The organism is Streptomyces sp. NPDC029526 (assembly GCF_040637405.1).
Classification (GTDB): domain Bacteria; phylum Actinomycetota; class Actinomycetes; order Streptomycetales; family Streptomycetaceae; genus Streptomyces.
In genome coordinates, this window is sequence record NZ_JBEZWE010000003.1 from 154,559 (window position 1) to 170,584 (window position 16,026).

Here is a 16,026-nt window from a genome sequence, read left to right on the forward strand (position 1 = left end):
TGGCGGGGGACTCACGGGGCAAATGAGGCATGTGCCCCCCGCGCGTCGTAGACTGGTCGGTCCACTGCAGGCCGGTTCCCCGCACGGGGGGCCGGCCTGCTCGCCCCTTCAGGAGGTACGTGGATGACCAGTACGATCCCCGCTTTCGGGTCCGCCCCGGGGCCCCTGCCCCGGACGTCCGGCGCCGCCCGCACCGTGGCCGCTCCCGCCCGTTCGGCGGGCACCGGCCTGCAGGCCGTCCTCCTGGACATGGACGGCACGCTCGTCGACACCGAGGGCTTCTGGTGGGACGTCGAGGTCGAGGTCTTCGCCTCCCTCGGCCACACCCTCGACGAGTCCTGGCGCCATGTCGTCGTGGGCGGCCCCATGTCCCGCAGCGCGGGCTTCCTCATCGAGGCGACCGGTGCCGACATCGCCCTCCCCGAGCTGACGGTCCTGCTCAACGACGGGTTCGAGGCCCGTATCGACGGGGCGCTGCCGCTGATGCCCGGGGCCGAGCGGCTGCTCGCCGAACTGTCGGAGTACCGCGTCCCCACGGCCCTGGTGTCCGCCTCGCACCGGCGGATCATCGACCGGGTCATGAACTCCCTCGGGCGGCACCACTTCGCCCTCTCGGTCGCCGGTGACGAGGTCCCGCGCACCAAGCCGCACCCGGACCCCTACCTGTCCGCCGCCGCCGGACTCGGCGCCGACCCCGCCCGCTGCGCGGTCGTCGAGGACACCGCGACCGGGGTCACGGCCGCGGAGGCCGCGGGCTGCCAGGTGGTGGCGGTGCCCTCCGTGGCGCCCATCGCGCCGGCCGCCGGCCGCACGGTCGTCCCCTCCCTGGAAGTGGTCGACCTGCCTTTCCTGCGCGGCCTGATGACGGAAATGCGCTAGGAGTTCACCCAGCGTGCAAGCAGTGTCGGCACGGTAATTCCGGTCCCGTGACCACGTGATCACAGAACACGTGTACGGCGGAATTCGAATCATCGGTGATGGCTTATTTCCGTTACCGCAGAGGCCGTTTTCACATGTGAGGTTGGCCACTTTCCTGGGTGATGGAGGGGGTGCCGGCCCGTGCCGTCCGCCCCTTTCGGCACCTGTGAGCGGACCCATGTGTACCGATTGGTGAGACGCTGCACGAATCATTCCCCGCGGGCTTCTGCCGGTGCGTTCACACCCGGTTCCACTGCGTGATGAAGGCCCGGCTCCGGTGGTTGTCGGCCCCTCTGCGGGGGCGGACTAATGTCGTCGCGAGAACATCGCCCCCCTCTCGTGATCCGCTGCGCCACCCCTGCATGCCGGGTACACGGAGTCGACAGCTCTGGAGAAACTCGAGCATGAACCGCAAGACTTTGGTGCCGGCGGCCGTCCTCGGCCTGCTCGCGCCGGTGCTCGCCGGGTGCGGGGACACCGACGGCGGCAGCGGCGACAGCGACGCCATCGTGGTCGGCACCACGGACCGGTTCACCGCCTCCGAGGACGACCCGGCACCGCTCGACCCCGCCTTCGCCTACGACGTCGGCACGTGGAACATCCTGCGCCAGACCGTCCAGACGCTGATGACCCAGCCGCGGGGCGCCGGCGAGCCCGTGCCCGAGGCGGCCGAGTCGTGCGAGTTCACCGACGCCGGCAACGAGCGCTACCGCTGCACCCTCCGCGAGGGCCTGAAGTTCGCCAACGGCGACGCAATCACCGCCGGGGACGTGAAGTACTCCATCGACCGGGCGCTGGCCATCAAGGCGGACAGCGAGGTGCACGCCCTGCTGTCCACCGTCGACACCGTGGAGACCCAGGGCGACCGCGAGGTGATCTTCCACCTGAAGACCGCCGACGCCACCTTCCCCTACAAGCTCTCCACCCCGGTCGCCGGCATCGTCCACCCCGACAGCTACGCCAAGGACAAGCTGCGCGACGGCTTCGAGGTCGACGGTTCCGGCCCCTACACCCTGGACGCCGAGGTCGACAAGGGCGAGATGGTCCGGGCCACCTTCACCAGGAACCCGCACTACAAGGGCTCGCTGAAGGTGAACAGCGACAAGGTCCAGATGGTCTCCTTCCCGGACCCCGACGCCATGGGCGACGCGCTGGAGCACGGTGACATCGACGTCATGACGCGCACCATGTCGCCGGAACAGATCGACGAACTCGCGGGCAACGCCGAGGACGACATCGACCTCGTCGAGATGCCCGGCCTGGAGATCCGCTACCTGGTCTTCAACACCGACGCCCCGACCGTGAAGTCCAAGGCGGTCCGGCAGGCCATGGCCCAGATCGTCGACCGCGGCGAACTGGTCTCCGAGGTCTACGGCTCCCAGGCCCAGCCGCTGTACTCGCTCGTCCCGGCGACCATCACCGGGCACTCGAACTCCTTCTTCAACCAGTACGGCGACCCCGACCCCGCCAAGGCCCGGCGCCTGCTCGAGGACGCCGGCATCAGCACGCCGGTGAAGCTGACGCTGCACTACAACACCGACCACTACGGCACGGGCACCAAGGCGGAGTTCGAGCAGCTGGCCAAGCAGCTGAACGAGAGCGGGCTGTTCGAGGCCGGCATCAAGGGCCACCCCTGGTCGACCTACCGCGGGGCCGGGCAGAAGGGCCAGTACGACGTCTACGGCATGGGCTGGTTCCCCGACTTCCCCGACGCCGACAACTTCCTGGCGCCCTTCCTGGACAAGAACAACTTCCTCCGCTCGCCCTACGCCAACGACGAGATCCGCGACGACCTCATCCCCGCCTCCCGTCGCCAGGCCGACCGGCTGACCGCCGCGGGCAGCCTGACGGACATTCAGGACATCGTCGCCGACGACGTGCCCGTGCTGCCGCTGTGGCAGGGCAAGCAGTACGTCGCCGCGCGCGACGACATCACCGGCACCGCCTACTCGCTCAACTCCTCGGCGACGCTCCAGTTGTGGGAGCTCGGCCGGGGAGTGGACGGCTGACCCGAACCACCCGCCCGGGCCGGCACCTCCGCGACCGGGACCTACCGAGGACGAAGCACACGTGAACCTGCGCAAGAAGTGGCCGGTCCTGCCCCTGGTGGCCGGTCTGGCGTCCGGCCTGCTGACCGGCTGTGGGACGGAGAACGGCGACTCGGGGTCGAACGGCTCCGACGTGGTGGTGGGGATGTCCGACGACGTCCTCGCCACCGACCCGGCCTCCGGCTACGACCCCGGTTCCTGGCTGCTGTTCAACAACGTCTTCCAGTCGCTGCTCAGCTTCCCCAAGGGAGCCACCGAGCCGCAGCCCGAGGCGGCCGAGAAGTGCGCCTTCACCGACTCCGAGAGCACGGTCTACCGCTGCACGCTCAAGGACGGGCTCAAGTTCAGCAACGGTGACTCCCTCACCTCGAAGGACGTGAAGTTCTCCTTCGACCGCATGCTGAAGATCGACGACCCGGACGGCCCGGCGGTGATGTTCTCCACCCTCGAAGAGGTCGAGACGCCGGACGAGAAGACCGTCGTCTTCCGGCTCAACACCTCCGACGCCACCTTCCCCAGCAAGATCGCCTCCGGCGCCGGATCCATCGTCGACCACCGCCAGTACGACGGGGACCGGCTGCGCGAGGACGGCAAGGCGTCCGGCTCCGGCCCGTACAAGCTGGACTCCTACGGCAAGGACCGGGCCGTCTTCTCCGTCAACGAGCACTACAAGGGCACGGTCAAGACGAAGAACTCCGGCGTCACGCTGAAGTTCTTCCGCGGTGACCAGTCCGCCCTCCAGAAGGCGGTGCAGGGCGGCGACGTCGACATCGCCTACCGCGGTCTGACCGCCAAGGCCATCGCCGACATCGAGGAATCCTCCAACGGCACCGGCGAGGTCGAGGTCGTCGAGGGCAGCAGCGCCGAGGTCCAGCACCTCGTCTTCAACATGGACGACCCGGTGGCCGGGAAGACCGGCGTCCGCAAGGCCATCGCCCACCTGCTCGACCGCGAGGCGCTGATCCAGGACGTCTACCGGGGCACGGCCACCCCGCTGTACTCGATCATCCCGGCCGGCATCGCGGGCCACAACACCGCCTTCTTCGACACCTACGGCGCCCGCCCCTCCCGCGCCAAGGCCGCCGCCGCCCTCCAGGAGGAAGGCATCACCGGCAAGGTGAAGCTGACGCTGTGGTCCACGCCGTCCCGCTACGGCCCCGCCACCGACGAGGAGCTCACCGCGATAGCGGAACAGCTCAACGCCAGCGGGCTGTTCGACGCCGAGATGAAGTCCGTCGACTTCGAGCAGTACGAGAAGGACGTCGAGGCCGGCAAGTACGGCGTCTACGTCAAGGGCTGGGTGCCCGACTACCCGGACGCCGACAACTTCACCGCGCCCTTCTTCGGCGAGGGCAACGTGCTGGCCAACAACTACAGCAACCGCACCATCACCGGCACGCTGATCCCCCGTACCGCCGCCATCAGCGACCGCGCCGCGACCGACAAGGAGTACGGCGAACTCCAGGACATCGTCGCCGACGAGCTGCCGGTCCTGCCCGTCTGGCAGGCCAAGCAGTACGCGGTCGTCCGCGACGGCATCGCCGGCGTGGAGTACTGCCTGGACGCCTCCACCGTGTTCCGGTTCTGGGAACTCAGCAAGAACTGACGCGACCCCGCGGCACGAGCAGAGGGTGGTCCTTCCCGGCCGGGAAGGACCACCCTCTGATCGTCGTCCACGCCCGCCGGCGTCCGCCGGGCCGGCCGGGCTACTGGGCGCCGGGGCGCACCAGCCCGCTCTCGTAGGCGTACACCGCGGCCTGCACCCGGTCCCGCAGACCCAGCTTGGTCAGCACGTGGCCCACGTGCGTCTTGACCGTGGTCTCGCTGACGAACAGGTCGGCGGCGATCTCCGCGTTGGACAGACCGCGGGCCACCAGCTTCAGCACCTCGACCTCACGGTCGGTCAGCGTGTGCAGGGTGTCCGGCACCGCCTCCTCACCGGACGGCAGATGCGTGGCGTACTTGTCGAGCAGCCGGCGCGTGATGCTCGGCGCGAGCATCGCCTCGCCCGCCGCCACGACCCGGATCGCCTGCACCAGTTCGTTGGCCGGGGCGTCCTTCAGCAGGAACCCGCTCGCCCCCGCCTTCAGGGCCTCCACCACGTACTCGTCGAGGTCGAACGTCGTCAGCACCAGCACCTTCGCCGGACCGTTGCGTTCCGGGCCGGTGATCTGCCGGGTCGCCTCCACCCCGTCCATCCGCGGCATGCGGATGTCCATCAGCACCACATCGGGCTGCAGCGCCCGCACCTGGTCCAGGGCCTGGAGGCCGTCCCCGGCCTCGCCGACGACCGCGAGGTCCTGCTCGGCCTCCAGGATCATCCGGAAGCCCGTGCGCAGCAGGGGCTGGTCGTCGACCAGTAGGACGCGGATGGCCACGTAAGTCTCCTTCGCTAGTCCGGTCCCATTCTGCCCTGCGGCGGGGGACCGGCCCGCGGCCGGGGCACGAGGTGAGCGCGCCCGCCGGTCAGGGACCGCGCGGCGGCGCCGGGGGCGGCACCGGCAGCGGGTAGGGCGGGGGAGTGCCGCCGAACTCGGGGCAGTGGGCCCGGTGGTCGCACCAGCCGCACAGCTTGGTGGGCCGCGGACGCCAGTCGCCGGTCTCGGTGGCCCGCGAGATCGCGTCCCACAGCGCCAGCAGCTTGCGCTCGACCCGCTCCAGGTCGGCGGGCACCGGGTCGTAGGTCAGGACGTCCCCGCTGCCCAGGTACACCAGCTGCAGGCGGCGCGGGACGACGTTCTTCAGCCGCCAGACCACCAGGGCGTAGAACTTCATCTGGAACAGCGCGCCCTCGGCGTACTCCGGGCGCGGTGCCTTCCCGGTCTTGTAGTCGACGATCCGCACGTCACCGGTGGGTGCCACGTCGACCCGGTCGATGATGCCGCGCAGGGTCAGCCCCGACTCCAGCCGCGCCTCGACGAACAGCTCCCGCTCGGCCGGTTCCAGCCGCCGGGGGTCCTCCAGCGTGAACCAGCGCTCGACCAGCTGCTCCGCCTCCGCCAGCCACCGGGCCAGCCGCTCGCCCTCCGGATCCTCGGCGAACAGCTCCGCCACCTCGGGCCTGCTCTCCCGCAGCCGCTCCCACTGGCCCGGGAGCAGGGCCTTGGCACGCGGCGCGGTGCGCTCTGCGGCCGGGGCGTCGAACAGCCGCTCCAGCACGGCGTGCACCAGGGTGCCCCGGGTCGCGGCCTCGCTGGGCTTCTCCGGCAGCCGGTCGATCACCCGGAACCGGTAGAGCAGCGGACACTGCATGAAGTCACCGGCACGGGAGGGGGACAGCGAGGCGGGCGGCAGTGCGGTGGCCCGCTGGGCGACGGCCTCCTCCGCCGCCGCGCCGTCCGCGGGCGCGGACGGTGGCGCGTCCGGTGCCGGCGGGGGCACCGCCGGTGCCGCCGGGCCGCTCGCCGGCCGTGCCGGGTCCTCCGTGCTCGTCTCCATGCCCCAGACCTTACGGCCCGGCACCGACACGGGGCACGAGGCGGTCGGCGCCTGTGGACAACCGCCCGGGCCACCGGGGCGGAAGCCCGGGGGTGACCGGGGAGGAAGAAGGGGAAGAAGGGGGAGGACAGGCGCCGTGATGCGGGGGAGACGCAGCGGAGGGGACTGGGGTGCCGAGGGGAAACGGGCGGCGACGGCCGCATACCATCGACACGAGACCCTCCCGGTCGGCAGGCGCGGGAGACGCAGCGAACGAGGGGACACCGGTGGAGGCAAGTGGCGGGCGCGGGCGGCCGCGGTCCGGCGACGACGAATCGACCGAGCACCGCCCGGGCCGCTCGGACCCGGCCCCCGACGACACCACCACCCGGGAGGGCGGCCACGGTCCCGCCCCGGACGGTCACGGCCGCCCCGAGGAGGCCCGGCCCGACACCGGTTCCGGAACCGGTGCCGCCCCGGGGCCCGGGGACGACGGGGCGTCGCACACGGCACCCCCCGCCCCCAGAACCCCCGACGGCGACCCCGGCCGGACCGCCCCGGAGGCCCCCGCCGACGGTGCCCCGCCCCCGGCGGAACCTTCCGCCGCCCCGGACCGCCCCGCCGGCCCCACCACCTCCGGCGAGCCCGCCGCCCCCGGCGAGCCCGCCGCCAGCGAGCCCGTAACCTCCGGCGAGCCCGTCACCCCCGGCGGACCCACCGACCCCCACGGCGGCACGGCCCCGCCCCCGGCACCCGGGCCGGCCCCCCGGCCGGACGTGCCCCCGGCGCCCCCCGGGCCGCCGTCGGCCGCCCCCGGCGGCCCCGCCGCGCCCCACGGCGCCACCGACGACCGCGCACGCGCCGGGTCCGGCCCTGGCAAGGGCCCGCAGCGGCCCCCCGAGCAGCAGCGCGGCGGACTGCTGATGGGACGGCCCTTCGGTGTGCCGGTGTACGTCGCGCCGAGCTGGTTCCTCGTCGCCATCCTCATCACCTGGGTGTTCGGCGGGCAGATCGACCGCGTCCTGCCCGAGCTCGGCGCCGCCAGCTACCTGGTCTCCCTCTTCTTCGCCGTCGCCTTCTACGCCTCGGTCCTGGTCCACGAGCTGGCCCACACCCTCGCCGCGCTCCGCTTCAAGCTGCCGGTGCGCCGCATCCAGCTCCAGTTCTTCGGCGGCGTCTCCGAGATCGAGAAGGAGGCCGAGACCCCCGGCCGTGAGTTCGTGCTCGCCTTCGTGGGACCGCTGCTCTCCCTGGTGCTGTCCGGCGTCTTCTACCTCGGCCTGCTCGTCGTCGACCCCGCCTCCGTGCCCGGCGTCCTGCTGGCCGGCCTGATGATCTCCAACCTCATCGTGGCCGTCTTCAACCTCCTGCCCGGCCTGCCCCTCGACGGTGGCCGCATGCTCCGCGCGGTGGTCTGGAAACTCACCGGCAAGCCGATGAGCGGCACGGTCGCCGCCGCCTGGGTGGGCCGCGCCCTCGCCATCTCCGTGCTGATCGGCCTGCCCCTGCTCACCCAGTCCGGCGCCCTCGGCTCCGACGTCGCGGACGGCGTCGGCATGGACACCGTCCTGGACGCCCTGCTCGCCGCCATCCTGGCCGCCATCATCTGGACCGGCGCGGGCAACAGCCTGCGCGTGGCCCGGCTGCGCGAGCACCTCCCCGACCTGCGCGCCCGCACCCTCACCCGGCGCGCGGTGCCGGTGGAGAACGACACCCCGCTCTCCGAGGCCCTGCGCCGGGCCAACGCCGCCGGGGCCCGTGCCCTGGTCGTCGTCGACCCCGACGGCACCCCGCTGTCCCTGGTGCGCGAGGCCGCCATCGTCGGCGTGCCCGAGCACCGCCGCCCGTGGGTCCCGGTCAGCGGCCTCTCCCAGGACATCACCGACGGCATGCGGGTGTCCGCCGAGCTCGCGGGCGAGGACCTGCTGGAGGTGCTGCGGGCCACCCCGGCCACCGAGTACCTGGTGGTCGAGGACACCGGCGAGATCTACGGCGTGCTCTCCGCGGCGGACGTGGAGCGGGCGTTCGTCAAGGCGATGGCCCGGCCCAGCTGACCCGGCCGGGCCGGGCGGTCCCGGGCACCGTCCCGCGTCCGCGGACACCCTGGTGGTGGTCGGTGGCCCCTCCGAGGACCGGTAGGCTGGTCACATGTCCGAACCGACCGGTGCCGCCCGCAGGCGCGGGCCCTTCAAGGTCGGGGACCAGGTTCAGCTGACCGACCCCAAGGGCCGCCACTACACGTTCACGCTCGAGGCCGGGAAGAACTTCCACACCCACAAGGGTTCCTTCCCGCACGACGAGCTGATCGGCGCACCCGAGGGCAGCGTTGTCCGCACCACCGGTAACGTCGCCTACCTCGCGCTGCGCCCCCTGCTCCCCGACTACGTCCTGTCCATGCCCCGCGGGGCAGCCGTCGTCTACCCGAAGGACGCGGGGCAGATCCTCGCCTTCGCCGACATCTTCCCCGGCGCGCGCGTCGTGGAGGCGGGTGTCGGGTCCGGCTCGCTGAGCAGCTTCCTGCTGCGGGCCATCGGCGACCAGGGCATGCTGCACAGCTACGAGCGCCGGGAGGACTTCGCCGACATCGCCCGGCAGAACGTCGAGCGCTACTTCGGCGGCCCGCACCCGGCCTGGCAGCTCACCGTCGGCGACCTCCAGGACAACCTGTCCGACGCCGACGTGGACCGCGTCATCCTCGACATGCTCGCCCCCTGGGAGTGCCTGGAGGCCGTCGCCAAGGCACTCGTCCCCGGCGGCATCCTGTGCTGCTACGTGGCGACCACCACCCAGCTCGCCCGGACCGTGGAGTCCATCCGCGAGATCGGCTGCTTCAACGAGCCGACCTCGTGGGAGACGATGATCCGCAACTGGCACATCGAGGGCCTGGCCGTCCGCCCGGACCACCGGATGATCGGCCACACCGGCTTCCTGCTCACCGCCCGCCGTCTCGCCGACGGCGTCGAGCCGCCCATGCGCCGCCGCCGTCCCGCGAAGGGCGCCTACGGCGAGGACTACTCCGGCCCCAACGCCGACGGCGGCACCGCCCGCTGACGGCTCCGCCACGACAACGCACCGGCGCCGTGGCACAGTTCCCCGGCACCCGCCGGAACTGTGCCGCGGCGCCGCCGCGTTGACCGGCCGTCGGCGCCCGGGACCGCCGCCGGACCCGCCCCGGTACCCCCGCACCACGACGGCACACCCCCGCCGTTCCCCCGCTCGTGTGACGTGTGGCACGATGCTGGCCACCCCACCGGCACAGCCCGCACAGGAGGCCCTGCTCGTGCAGCCTTCCGCCGTCCCGGAACTCGCCCACACGCACGCCCGCCCGATCCACTGGGTCGCCACGGCGACGGCCCTGGCCGGTGTCGTCGCGCTGTCGTCGCTGTTCCAGCCCGGCTCCGCGACCGCGGCCCAGAGCCCGGCCCCGCAGACGAAGAGCGCGCCGGCGCAGGGCGCTCCGCCCGATCCGGCCGGTGTGGACTTCCCGTTCGACTGCGGTCCGGTCGAGCAGGTGGTGAAGCAGCAGGCGTCCGGCGACCTCGACGGCGACGGCCGGCCCGAGACGGTGGCGGTGGTCCACTGCGACGCCCCCATGGGCACCCCGCCGGACGGCGTGTACGTGCTCACCCGCGCCGACGGCGACGACACCGCGCGCGTGGTGGCCACGCTCGTCGAGCCCGGTGACCGCACCAACGTCGAGGACTTCGCGGTGCGGGCGGGCGACGTGCGCGCGACCCTCCTCGGCTACTCGTCCGACGACGTGCCGAGTTGCTGCCCCGATGTGCGCGAGAGCGTGAAGTGGCACTGGGAGGACGGCGCGTTCGTCCGCTCCACGCCGTCCGGCGCCCGCAGCGTGTGACGGGCGTGCGGCGACCGGCGTGCGCGGGAGCACGAGCCGGGCGCGCGCTCCGGTGCCTGCGGAATCGGGCCACCGTGACGGGCCATGACGGGCCGTGCCGCGCCGGTCACCCGGCGTCCGGCCCGTACACCTCCACGCCGTCCGTCGTCCGGCGGACGTGGATGCACTCGCCGGGACACTCCTTCGCCGAGTCGACGACATCGGTGAGGAGCGGCAGCGGAACGGGCGTTGCCGCTCCCTTGTCCTGGAGCAGTTCGTCGTCCGCGCCCTTGACGTAGGCCAGCCCGTCGATGTCGAGTTCGAACACCTCCGGCGCGTACTGGGCGCAGATGCCGTCACCCGTACACAGGTCCTGGTCGATCCAGACCTCCAGCGCCTCCTCGCGGACCCCGGCCTCCTGCTGCACGCTCATCCCTCCTGACGCTTTCCCGCGCCGGACCGGACGGGAATCCGGCCAGCTCCGACGGGTGTTGAACACGTCGAGCCTACCCGCGCCGGGATTCCAATCTTCGTCGGTGGGTATTCCCCTGGCGTGAGGGAGAGCGCAAGGGTGAAGATCGGACACACCCCGACCGTCTTTGTGATCTAGGGGTTTCAATCGACACCCGCCCAGGTAGGGTCTGGAAGCGTCCAGCTCCCCTTGGAGGAGGTGAGGACCGTGGCAGCCCACGACGACGACATGAACCGCGGCATCCGCCCGGGACGCGGGTCCGACGACCCGGCCGGGCAGATCGCCTACCTTGAGCAGGAGATCGCCGTCCTGCGACGTAAGCTCGCCGACTCTCCGCGACACACGAGGATTCTCGAAGAGCGGATCGTCGAGCTGCAGACCAACCTGGCCGGCGTGTCCGCCCAGAACGAACGACTCGCCAGCACGCTCCGTGAGGCCCGCGACCAGATCGTGGCCCTCAAGGAGGAGGTCGACCGGCTCGCCCAGCCCCCGGCCGGCTTCGGAGTCTTCCTCACGGCGAACGAGGACGGCACCGCCGACATCTTCACCGGCGGTCGCAAGCTCCGGGTGAACGTCAGCCCGGGCGTGGAGCTCGACGGGCTCCGGCGTGGCCAGGAGGTCATGCTCAACGAGGCGCTCAACGTGGTCGAGGCCATGGAGTTCGAGCGCGTCGGCGACATCGTCACCCTCAAGGAGATCCTCGAGGACGGCGAGCGCGCCCTGGTGGTCGGGCACACCGACGAGGAGCGGGTGGTGCGGCTCGCGGAGCCGCTGCTGGACATCACCATCCGCCCCGGTGACGCCCTGCTGATGGAGCCGCGCTCCGGGTACGTCTACGAGGTCGTCCCCAAGAGCGAGGTCGAGGAGCTCGTCCTCGAAGAGGTCCCCGACATCGGGTACGAGCAGATCGGTGGCCTCGGCAACCAGATCGAGGCCATCCGGGACGCGGTCGAGCTGCCGTACCTCTACCCGGACCTGTTCCGCGAGCACGAGCTGCGTCCGCCCAAGGGTGTGCTGCTCTACGGGCCCCCCGGCTGCGGCAAGACGCTCATCGCCAAGGCGGTCGCCAACTCGCTCGCCAAGAAGGTCGCCGAGGTGACCGGGCAGGCCGCCGGCAAGAGCTTCTTCCTCAACATCAAGGGCCCGGAGCTGCTCAACAAGTACGTCGGCGAGACCGAGCGGCAGATCCGCCTGGTCTTCCAGCGGGCCCGTGAGAAGGCCAGCGAGGGCACGCCCGTCATCGTCTTCTTCGACGAGATGGAGTCCCTCTTCCGCACCCGTGGCTCCGGTGTCAGCTCGGACGTGGAGAACACCATCGTCCCGCAGCTGCTGGCCGAGATCGACGGTGTGGAGGGCCTGGAGAACGTGGTGGTCATCGGTGCCTCCAACCGTGAGGACATGATCGACCCCGCGATCCTGCGGCCCGGCCGGCTCGACGTGAAGATCAAGATCGAGCGTCCGGACGCCGAGGCGGCCAAGGACATCTTCGGCAAGTACCTCACCGAGCGCCTCCCGCTGCACGGCGACGACCTCACCGAGCACGGCGGCGACAAGGGCATGACGGTCCAGAGCATGATCCAGACCGCCGTGGAACAGATGTACGCCGAATCCGAGGAGAACCGCTTCCTGGAGGTCACCTACGCCAATGGTGACAAGGAAGTCCTCTACTTCAAGGACTTCAATTCCGGCGCGATGATCGAGAACATCGTGGGCCGGGCCAAGAAGATGGCCATCAAGGACTTCCTCGAGAAGAACCAGAAGGGCCTGCGCGTCTCGCACCTGCTCCAGGCGTGCGTGGACGAGTTCAAGGAGAACGAGGACCTGCCCAACACCACCAACCCGGACGACTGGGCGCGCATCTCCGGAAAGAAGGGCGAGCGGATCGTGTACATCCGTACGCTCATCACCGGAAAGCAGGGCGCGGACACCGGTCGCTCCATCGACACGGTGGCGAATACCGGTCAGTACCTGTAAAAAACAGGGCGGCTGCGGGTGCCCTGAACGGGTACCCGCAGCCGACTGTTTTCCGGGCCACGGCTGGAGCACAGCAATGACGCAAATGATCTCCCCACCGGCGCAGAGGCGTTCTAGGCTCTTCCATACCGCCGAGTCGCGCGGTGCGGGGACGGGCACCGCACGTGCACCTGAGCGACGGCGGTACTTGAGCGGCGCCCCCGACCGGGAGCACCGCCGGGCAAGGAGGGCCGCATGACCGTACGGCGAGTAATGGGCATCGAGACGGAGTACGGGATCTCCGTCCCCGGCCACCCGAACGCCAATGCCATGCTCACCTCGTCCCAGATCGTGAACGCCTACGCGGCGGCGATGCACCGGGCCCGCCGGGCCCGCTGGGACTTCGAGGAGGAGAATCCGCTGCGGGACGCCCGGGGCTTCGACCTCGCCCGGGAGGCCGCCGACGCCAGCCAGCTCACCGACGAGGACATCGGCCTGGCGAACGTGATCCTCACCAACGGCGCCCGGCTCTACGTGGACCACGCGCACCCCGAGTACAGCGCTCCGGAGGTCACCAACCCGCGGGACGCCGTGCTGTGGGACAAGGCCGGCGAGCGCATCATGGCGGAGGCCGCCGAGCGGGCCGCCGCGCTGCCCGGTGCCCAGCCGATCCACCTCTACAAGAACAACACCGACAACAAGGGCGCCTCCTACGGCACGCACGAGAACTACCTGATGAAGCGGGCCACCCCCTTCTCGGACATCGTGCGCCACCTGACGCCCTTCTTCGTCTCCCGGCAGGTCTTCGCCGGCGCCGGCCGCGTCGGCGTCGGCCAGGACGGCCACGAGCACGGCTTCCAGATCAGCCAGCGGGCGGACTACTTCGAGGTCGAGGTGGGGCTGGAGACGACGCTGAAGCGCCCCATCATCAACACCCGCGACGAGCCGCACGCGGACGCCGAGAAGTACCGCCGCCTGCACGTGATCATCGGGGACGCCAACCTCTCGGAGATCTCGACCTACCTGAAGCTGGGCACGACGGCCCTGGTGCTGTCGATGATCGAGGACGGCTTCATCGCGGTCGACCTCGCCGTCGACCAGCCGGTCCGCACGCTGCACCAGGTCTCGCACGACCCCTCGCTGAAGCGCCTGGTCACGCTCCGCAGCGGCCGGACGCTGACCGCGGTGCAGCTCCAGATGGAGTACTACGAGCTGGCCCGCAAGTACGTCGAGGAGCGGTTCGGGGCCGACGCGGACGACCAGACCAAGGACGTCCTGGCGCGCTGGGAGGACACCCTCACCCGTCTGGAGAACGACCCGATGAGCCTGGCCGGCGAGCTGGACTGGGTCGCCAAGCGCGAGCTCATGGAGGGCTACCGGCGCCGTGACGACCTGGACTGGGACGCCCCCCGGCTGCACCTGGTGGACCTCCAGTACGCCGACGTGCGCCCCGACAAGGGCCTCTACAACCGGCTGACGGCCCGCGGCCGGATGAAGCGGCTGCTGGACGAGGCGGAGGTCGAGCGGGCCCGCACGAAGCCGCCCGAGGACACGCGGGCCTACTTCCGCGGACGCTGCCTGGAGCAGTACGCGGACGACGTCGCGGCCGCCTCCTGGGACTCGGTGATCTTCGACCTGCCGGGCCGGGACTCCCTGCAGCGCGTTCCGACCCTGGAACCGCTGCGCGGGACACGGCATCACGTCAAGGAACTCCTGGACCGCTGCCGCACCGCGGAAGACCTGGTCAGGGTTCTGTCCGGCAACTGAGCCGGGGCGTCCCGGGTACCCGGGACGCGGCAACGGCCCGCCGGAGGGTGGAACGACCCGCCGACGGGAATCATCGAGGTGGTCCCCGTACGTTGGAGCAACTGCGGGGGCATTGTCGGACCCGGCTTGTAGGGTCTGATCATCACCAATCGGCGTCATGCCGACCATGTCGGGCGAACTGAGCGGGGTGAGGGTTATGGCGACCAAGGACACCGGCGGCGGGCAGCAGAAGGCCACGCGTTCCACCGAGGAGGTCGAGGAGCAGGCGCAGGACGCGCAGGTTTCCGAGGACCTCAAGGAGCGCCAGGAGGCGCTCAGCGAGGACGTGGACGACGTCCTCGACGAGATCGACGACGTTCTGGAGGCCAACGCCGAGGACTTCGTCAGGTCCTTCGTCCAGAAGGGCGGCGAGTGACCTTCGGCCCGCAGGCCGAGCCGGTGCCGTAACAGGCGCCGTACCTCGCGATCGACGAGGGGGTGAACGCTGTCCGCGGTGCGTCGGCACGGACCGCGGACAGCGTTCGCGCTGCGCAGCCCCCCGTGCGCCGCGAAGCACCCGTGGTGCGCGCCGCGGCGGACCCGTGACGGAAAGACCCGTATCGAACCCGTATCCCATGTGGATCATCGCCGCGAGGCGGGTAGGGTCCGTGACGTACTGTGCTTCAACTGCAATTCGGCCATCGGCAAGTTGGGAGACGATCCCGACAGCATCCGTCGGGCTGCCGCCTATCTGGAGGGAACCTCGTGGAAGCCAACACTCGTGACACCGGGCGTCTGCCGGCTGCCTTCCTGACGCCCGGGTCCTCCTCGTTCATGGACTTCCTCTCCGATCACCAGCCGGACCTGCTGCCGGGACGCAGGAAGCTGCCGCCCGTCCAGGGCGCGATCGAGGCCCCGCACGGCACCACCATCGTCTCCGTGACCTTCCCCGGTGGGGTCGTCCTCGCCGGTGACCGGCGCGCCACGATGGGCAACGTCATCGCCCAGCGGGACATCGAGAAGGTCTTCCCGGCGGACGAGTACTCCGCGGTGGGCATCGCGGGCACGGCGGGTCTGGCCGTGGAGATGGTGAAGCTGTTCCAGCTGGAGCTGGAGCACTTCGAGAAGGTCGAGGGCGCACAGCTGTCCCTGGAGGGCAAGGCGAACCGCCTGTCGACCATGATCCGCTCCAACCTGGGCATGGCCATGCAGGGCCTGGCCGTGGTCCCGCTGTTCGCCGGGTACGACGTGGACCGCGAGCAAGGGCGGATCTTCTCCTACGACGTCACGGGCGGCCGTTCCGAGGAGCAGGGGTACGCCGCCACCGGTTCCGGCTCGATCTTCGCGCGCGGCGCGATGAAGAAGCTGTTCCGGGAGGACCTGACCGAGGCCGAGGCCACCACGCTGGTGGTCCAGGCCCTGTACGACGCGGCAGACGACGACTCGGCGACCGGTGGTCCCGATGTCGCCCGCCGGATCTACCCGATCGTCACCGTGATCACCGAGGACGGCTTCCGCCGGCTCACCGAGGACGAGGCGTCCGCGATCGCCCGGTCCGTGCTGGAACGGCGGCTGGAGCAGCCCGACGGTCCGCGGGCCTCGCTGCTGTAGCGGGCGGTCCGGATGTTTCAAGG

13 protein-coding genes and 1 pseudogene are annotated in these 16,026 nt (G+C 71.0%); 11 read left to right on the forward strand and 3 right to left on the reverse strand.

The genetic code is table 11. From position 1 onward, the window contains the following. Positions 1-123: 123 nt before the first annotated feature. The 3 genes from AB0F01_RS11570 (at position 124) to AB0F01_RS11580 (ending at position 4,572) form a co-directional block, all read left to right on the forward strand. Positions 124-879: an HAD family phosphatase gene (locus tag AB0F01_RS11570; protein ID WP_362092941.1), complete on the forward strand. Its 756-nt coding sequence runs from the start codon at positions 124-126 to the stop codon at positions 877-879. A 443-nt stretch (positions 880-1,322) separates the two neighbouring features. Next, the gene (locus tag AB0F01_RS11575) at positions 1,323-2,927 is read left to right on the forward strand and encodes an ABC transporter substrate-binding protein (protein ID WP_362092944.1); all 1,605 of its coding nucleotides are present in this window, start codon (positions 1,323-1,325) and stop codon (positions 2,925-2,927) included. 61 nt (positions 2,928-2,988) lie between these two features. Next, complete coding sequence (locus AB0F01_RS11580) at positions 2,989-4,572, forward strand: ABC transporter substrate-binding protein (protein ID WP_362092947.1); 1,584 nt, start codon at positions 2,989-2,991, stop codon at positions 4,570-4,572. 100 nt (positions 4,573-4,672) lie between these two features. Here the strand turns inward: AB0F01_RS11580 and AB0F01_RS11585 are convergent, their stop codons facing one another. Continuing rightward, positions 4,673-5,344 carry a response regulator transcription factor gene (locus AB0F01_RS11585; RefSeq protein WP_362092950.1) on the reverse strand — a complete coding sequence of 224 codons (672 nt, stop codon included), beginning with the start codon at positions 5,342-5,344 and terminating at the stop codon, positions 4,673-4,675. An 88-nt stretch (positions 5,345-5,432) separates the two neighbouring features. Next, positions 5,433-6,404: a PD-(D/E)XK nuclease family protein gene (locus AB0F01_RS11590; protein ID WP_362092953.1), complete on the reverse strand. Its 972-nt coding sequence runs from the start codon at positions 6,402-6,404 to the stop codon at positions 5,433-5,435. A 266-nt stretch (positions 6,405-6,670) separates the two neighbouring features. On the opposite strand from AB0F01_RS11590, the gene AB0F01_RS11595 reads away from it, so the two are divergent. From AB0F01_RS11595 to AB0F01_RS11605, 3 genes are all read left to right on the forward strand, one after another. Continuing rightward, the gene (locus tag AB0F01_RS11595) at positions 6,671-8,437 is read left to right on the forward strand and encodes a site-2 protease family protein (RefSeq protein WP_362092956.1); all 1,767 of its coding nucleotides are present in this window, start codon (positions 6,671-6,673) and stop codon (positions 8,435-8,437) included. A gap of 94 nt (positions 8,438-8,531) precedes the next feature. Then, positions 8,532-9,434, forward strand: coding sequence for a tRNA (adenine-N1)-methyltransferase (locus tag AB0F01_RS11600; RefSeq protein ID WP_362092959.1), 903 nt, complete (start codon positions 8,532-8,534; stop codon positions 9,432-9,434). 229 nt (positions 9,435-9,663) lie between these two features. Next, the gene (locus AB0F01_RS11605; protein WP_362093558.1) at positions 9,664-10,242 is read left to right on the forward strand and encodes a hypothetical protein; all 579 of its coding nucleotides are present in this window, start codon (positions 9,664-9,666) and stop codon (positions 10,240-10,242) included. Positions 10,243-10,348: 106 nt separating this feature from the next. Here the strand turns inward: AB0F01_RS11605 and AB0F01_RS11610 are convergent, their stop codons facing one another. Then, the gene (locus AB0F01_RS11610) at positions 10,349-10,654 is read right to left on the reverse strand and encodes a ferredoxin (protein WP_362092962.1); all 306 of its coding nucleotides are present in this window, start codon (positions 10,652-10,654) and stop codon (positions 10,349-10,351) included. A 246-nt stretch (positions 10,655-10,900) separates the two neighbouring features. Between AB0F01_RS11610 and arc the strand changes: the two genes are divergently transcribed. The 5 genes and pseudogenes from arc (at position 10,901) to prcB (ending at position 16,003) form a co-directional block, all read left to right on the forward strand. Next, entirely contained in the window at positions 10,901-12,667 is a 1,767-nt protein-coding gene (gene arc, locus AB0F01_RS11615; RefSeq protein ID WP_362092964.1) for a proteasome ATPase, read from the forward strand. Between the two features lie 234 nt (positions 12,668-12,901). Next, positions 12,902-14,413: a depupylase/deamidase Dop gene (gene dop / locus AB0F01_RS11620; protein WP_362092966.1), complete on the forward strand. Its 1,512-nt coding sequence runs from the start codon at positions 12,902-12,904 to the stop codon at positions 14,411-14,413. A gap of 196 nt (positions 14,414-14,609) precedes the next feature. Next, positions 14,610-14,828: a ubiquitin-like protein Pup gene (locus AB0F01_RS11625; protein WP_362093560.1), complete on the forward strand. Its 219-nt coding sequence runs from the start codon at positions 14,610-14,612 to the stop codon at positions 14,826-14,828. A gap of 198 nt (positions 14,829-15,026) precedes the next feature. Next, positions 15,027-15,206, forward strand: a pseudogene (locus AB0F01_RS11630) (endonuclease domain-containing protein); the annotation flags it as partial. After that, on the forward strand, positions 15,158-16,003 hold the full coding sequence (gene prcB / locus AB0F01_RS11635) for a proteasome subunit beta (protein ID WP_362092968.1): 846 nt from the start codon (positions 15,158-15,160) through the stop codon (positions 16,001-16,003). The pseudogene AB0F01_RS11630 and the gene prcB, both read left to right, overlap by 49 nt. The last annotated feature ends 23 nt before the right edge of the window (positions 16,004-16,026 follow it).

What these genes read in the sequence shown, in the direction of transcription:
- AB0F01_RS11610 (WP_362092962.1), bottom strand. Translation starts at nt 10,654, where the DNA reads ATGAGCGTGCAGCAGGAGGCCGGGGTCCGCGAGGAGGCGCTGGAGGTC.
- AB0F01_RS11625 (WP_362093560.1), top strand. Translation starts at nt 14,610, where the DNA reads ATGGCGACCAAGGACACCGGCGGCGGGCAGCAGAAGGCCACGCGTTCC.
- AB0F01_RS11570 (WP_362092941.1), top strand. Translation starts at nt 124, where the DNA reads ATGACCAGTACGATCCCCGCTTTCGGGTCCGCCCCGGGGCCCCTGCCC.
- AB0F01_RS11600 (WP_362092959.1), top strand. Translation starts at nt 8,532, where the DNA reads ATGTCCGAACCGACCGGTGCCGCCCGCAGGCGCGGGCCCTTCAAGGTC.
- AB0F01_RS11590 (WP_362092953.1), bottom strand. Translation starts at nt 6,404, where the DNA reads ATGGAGACGAGCACGGAGGACCCGGCACGGCCGGCGAGCGGCCCGGCG.
- AB0F01_RS11575 (WP_362092944.1), top strand. Translation starts at nt 1,323, where the DNA reads ATGAACCGCAAGACTTTGGTGCCGGCGGCCGTCCTCGGCCTGCTCGCG.
- dop (WP_362092966.1), top strand. Translation starts at nt 12,902, where the DNA reads ATGACCGTACGGCGAGTAATGGGCATCGAGACGGAGTACGGGATCTCC.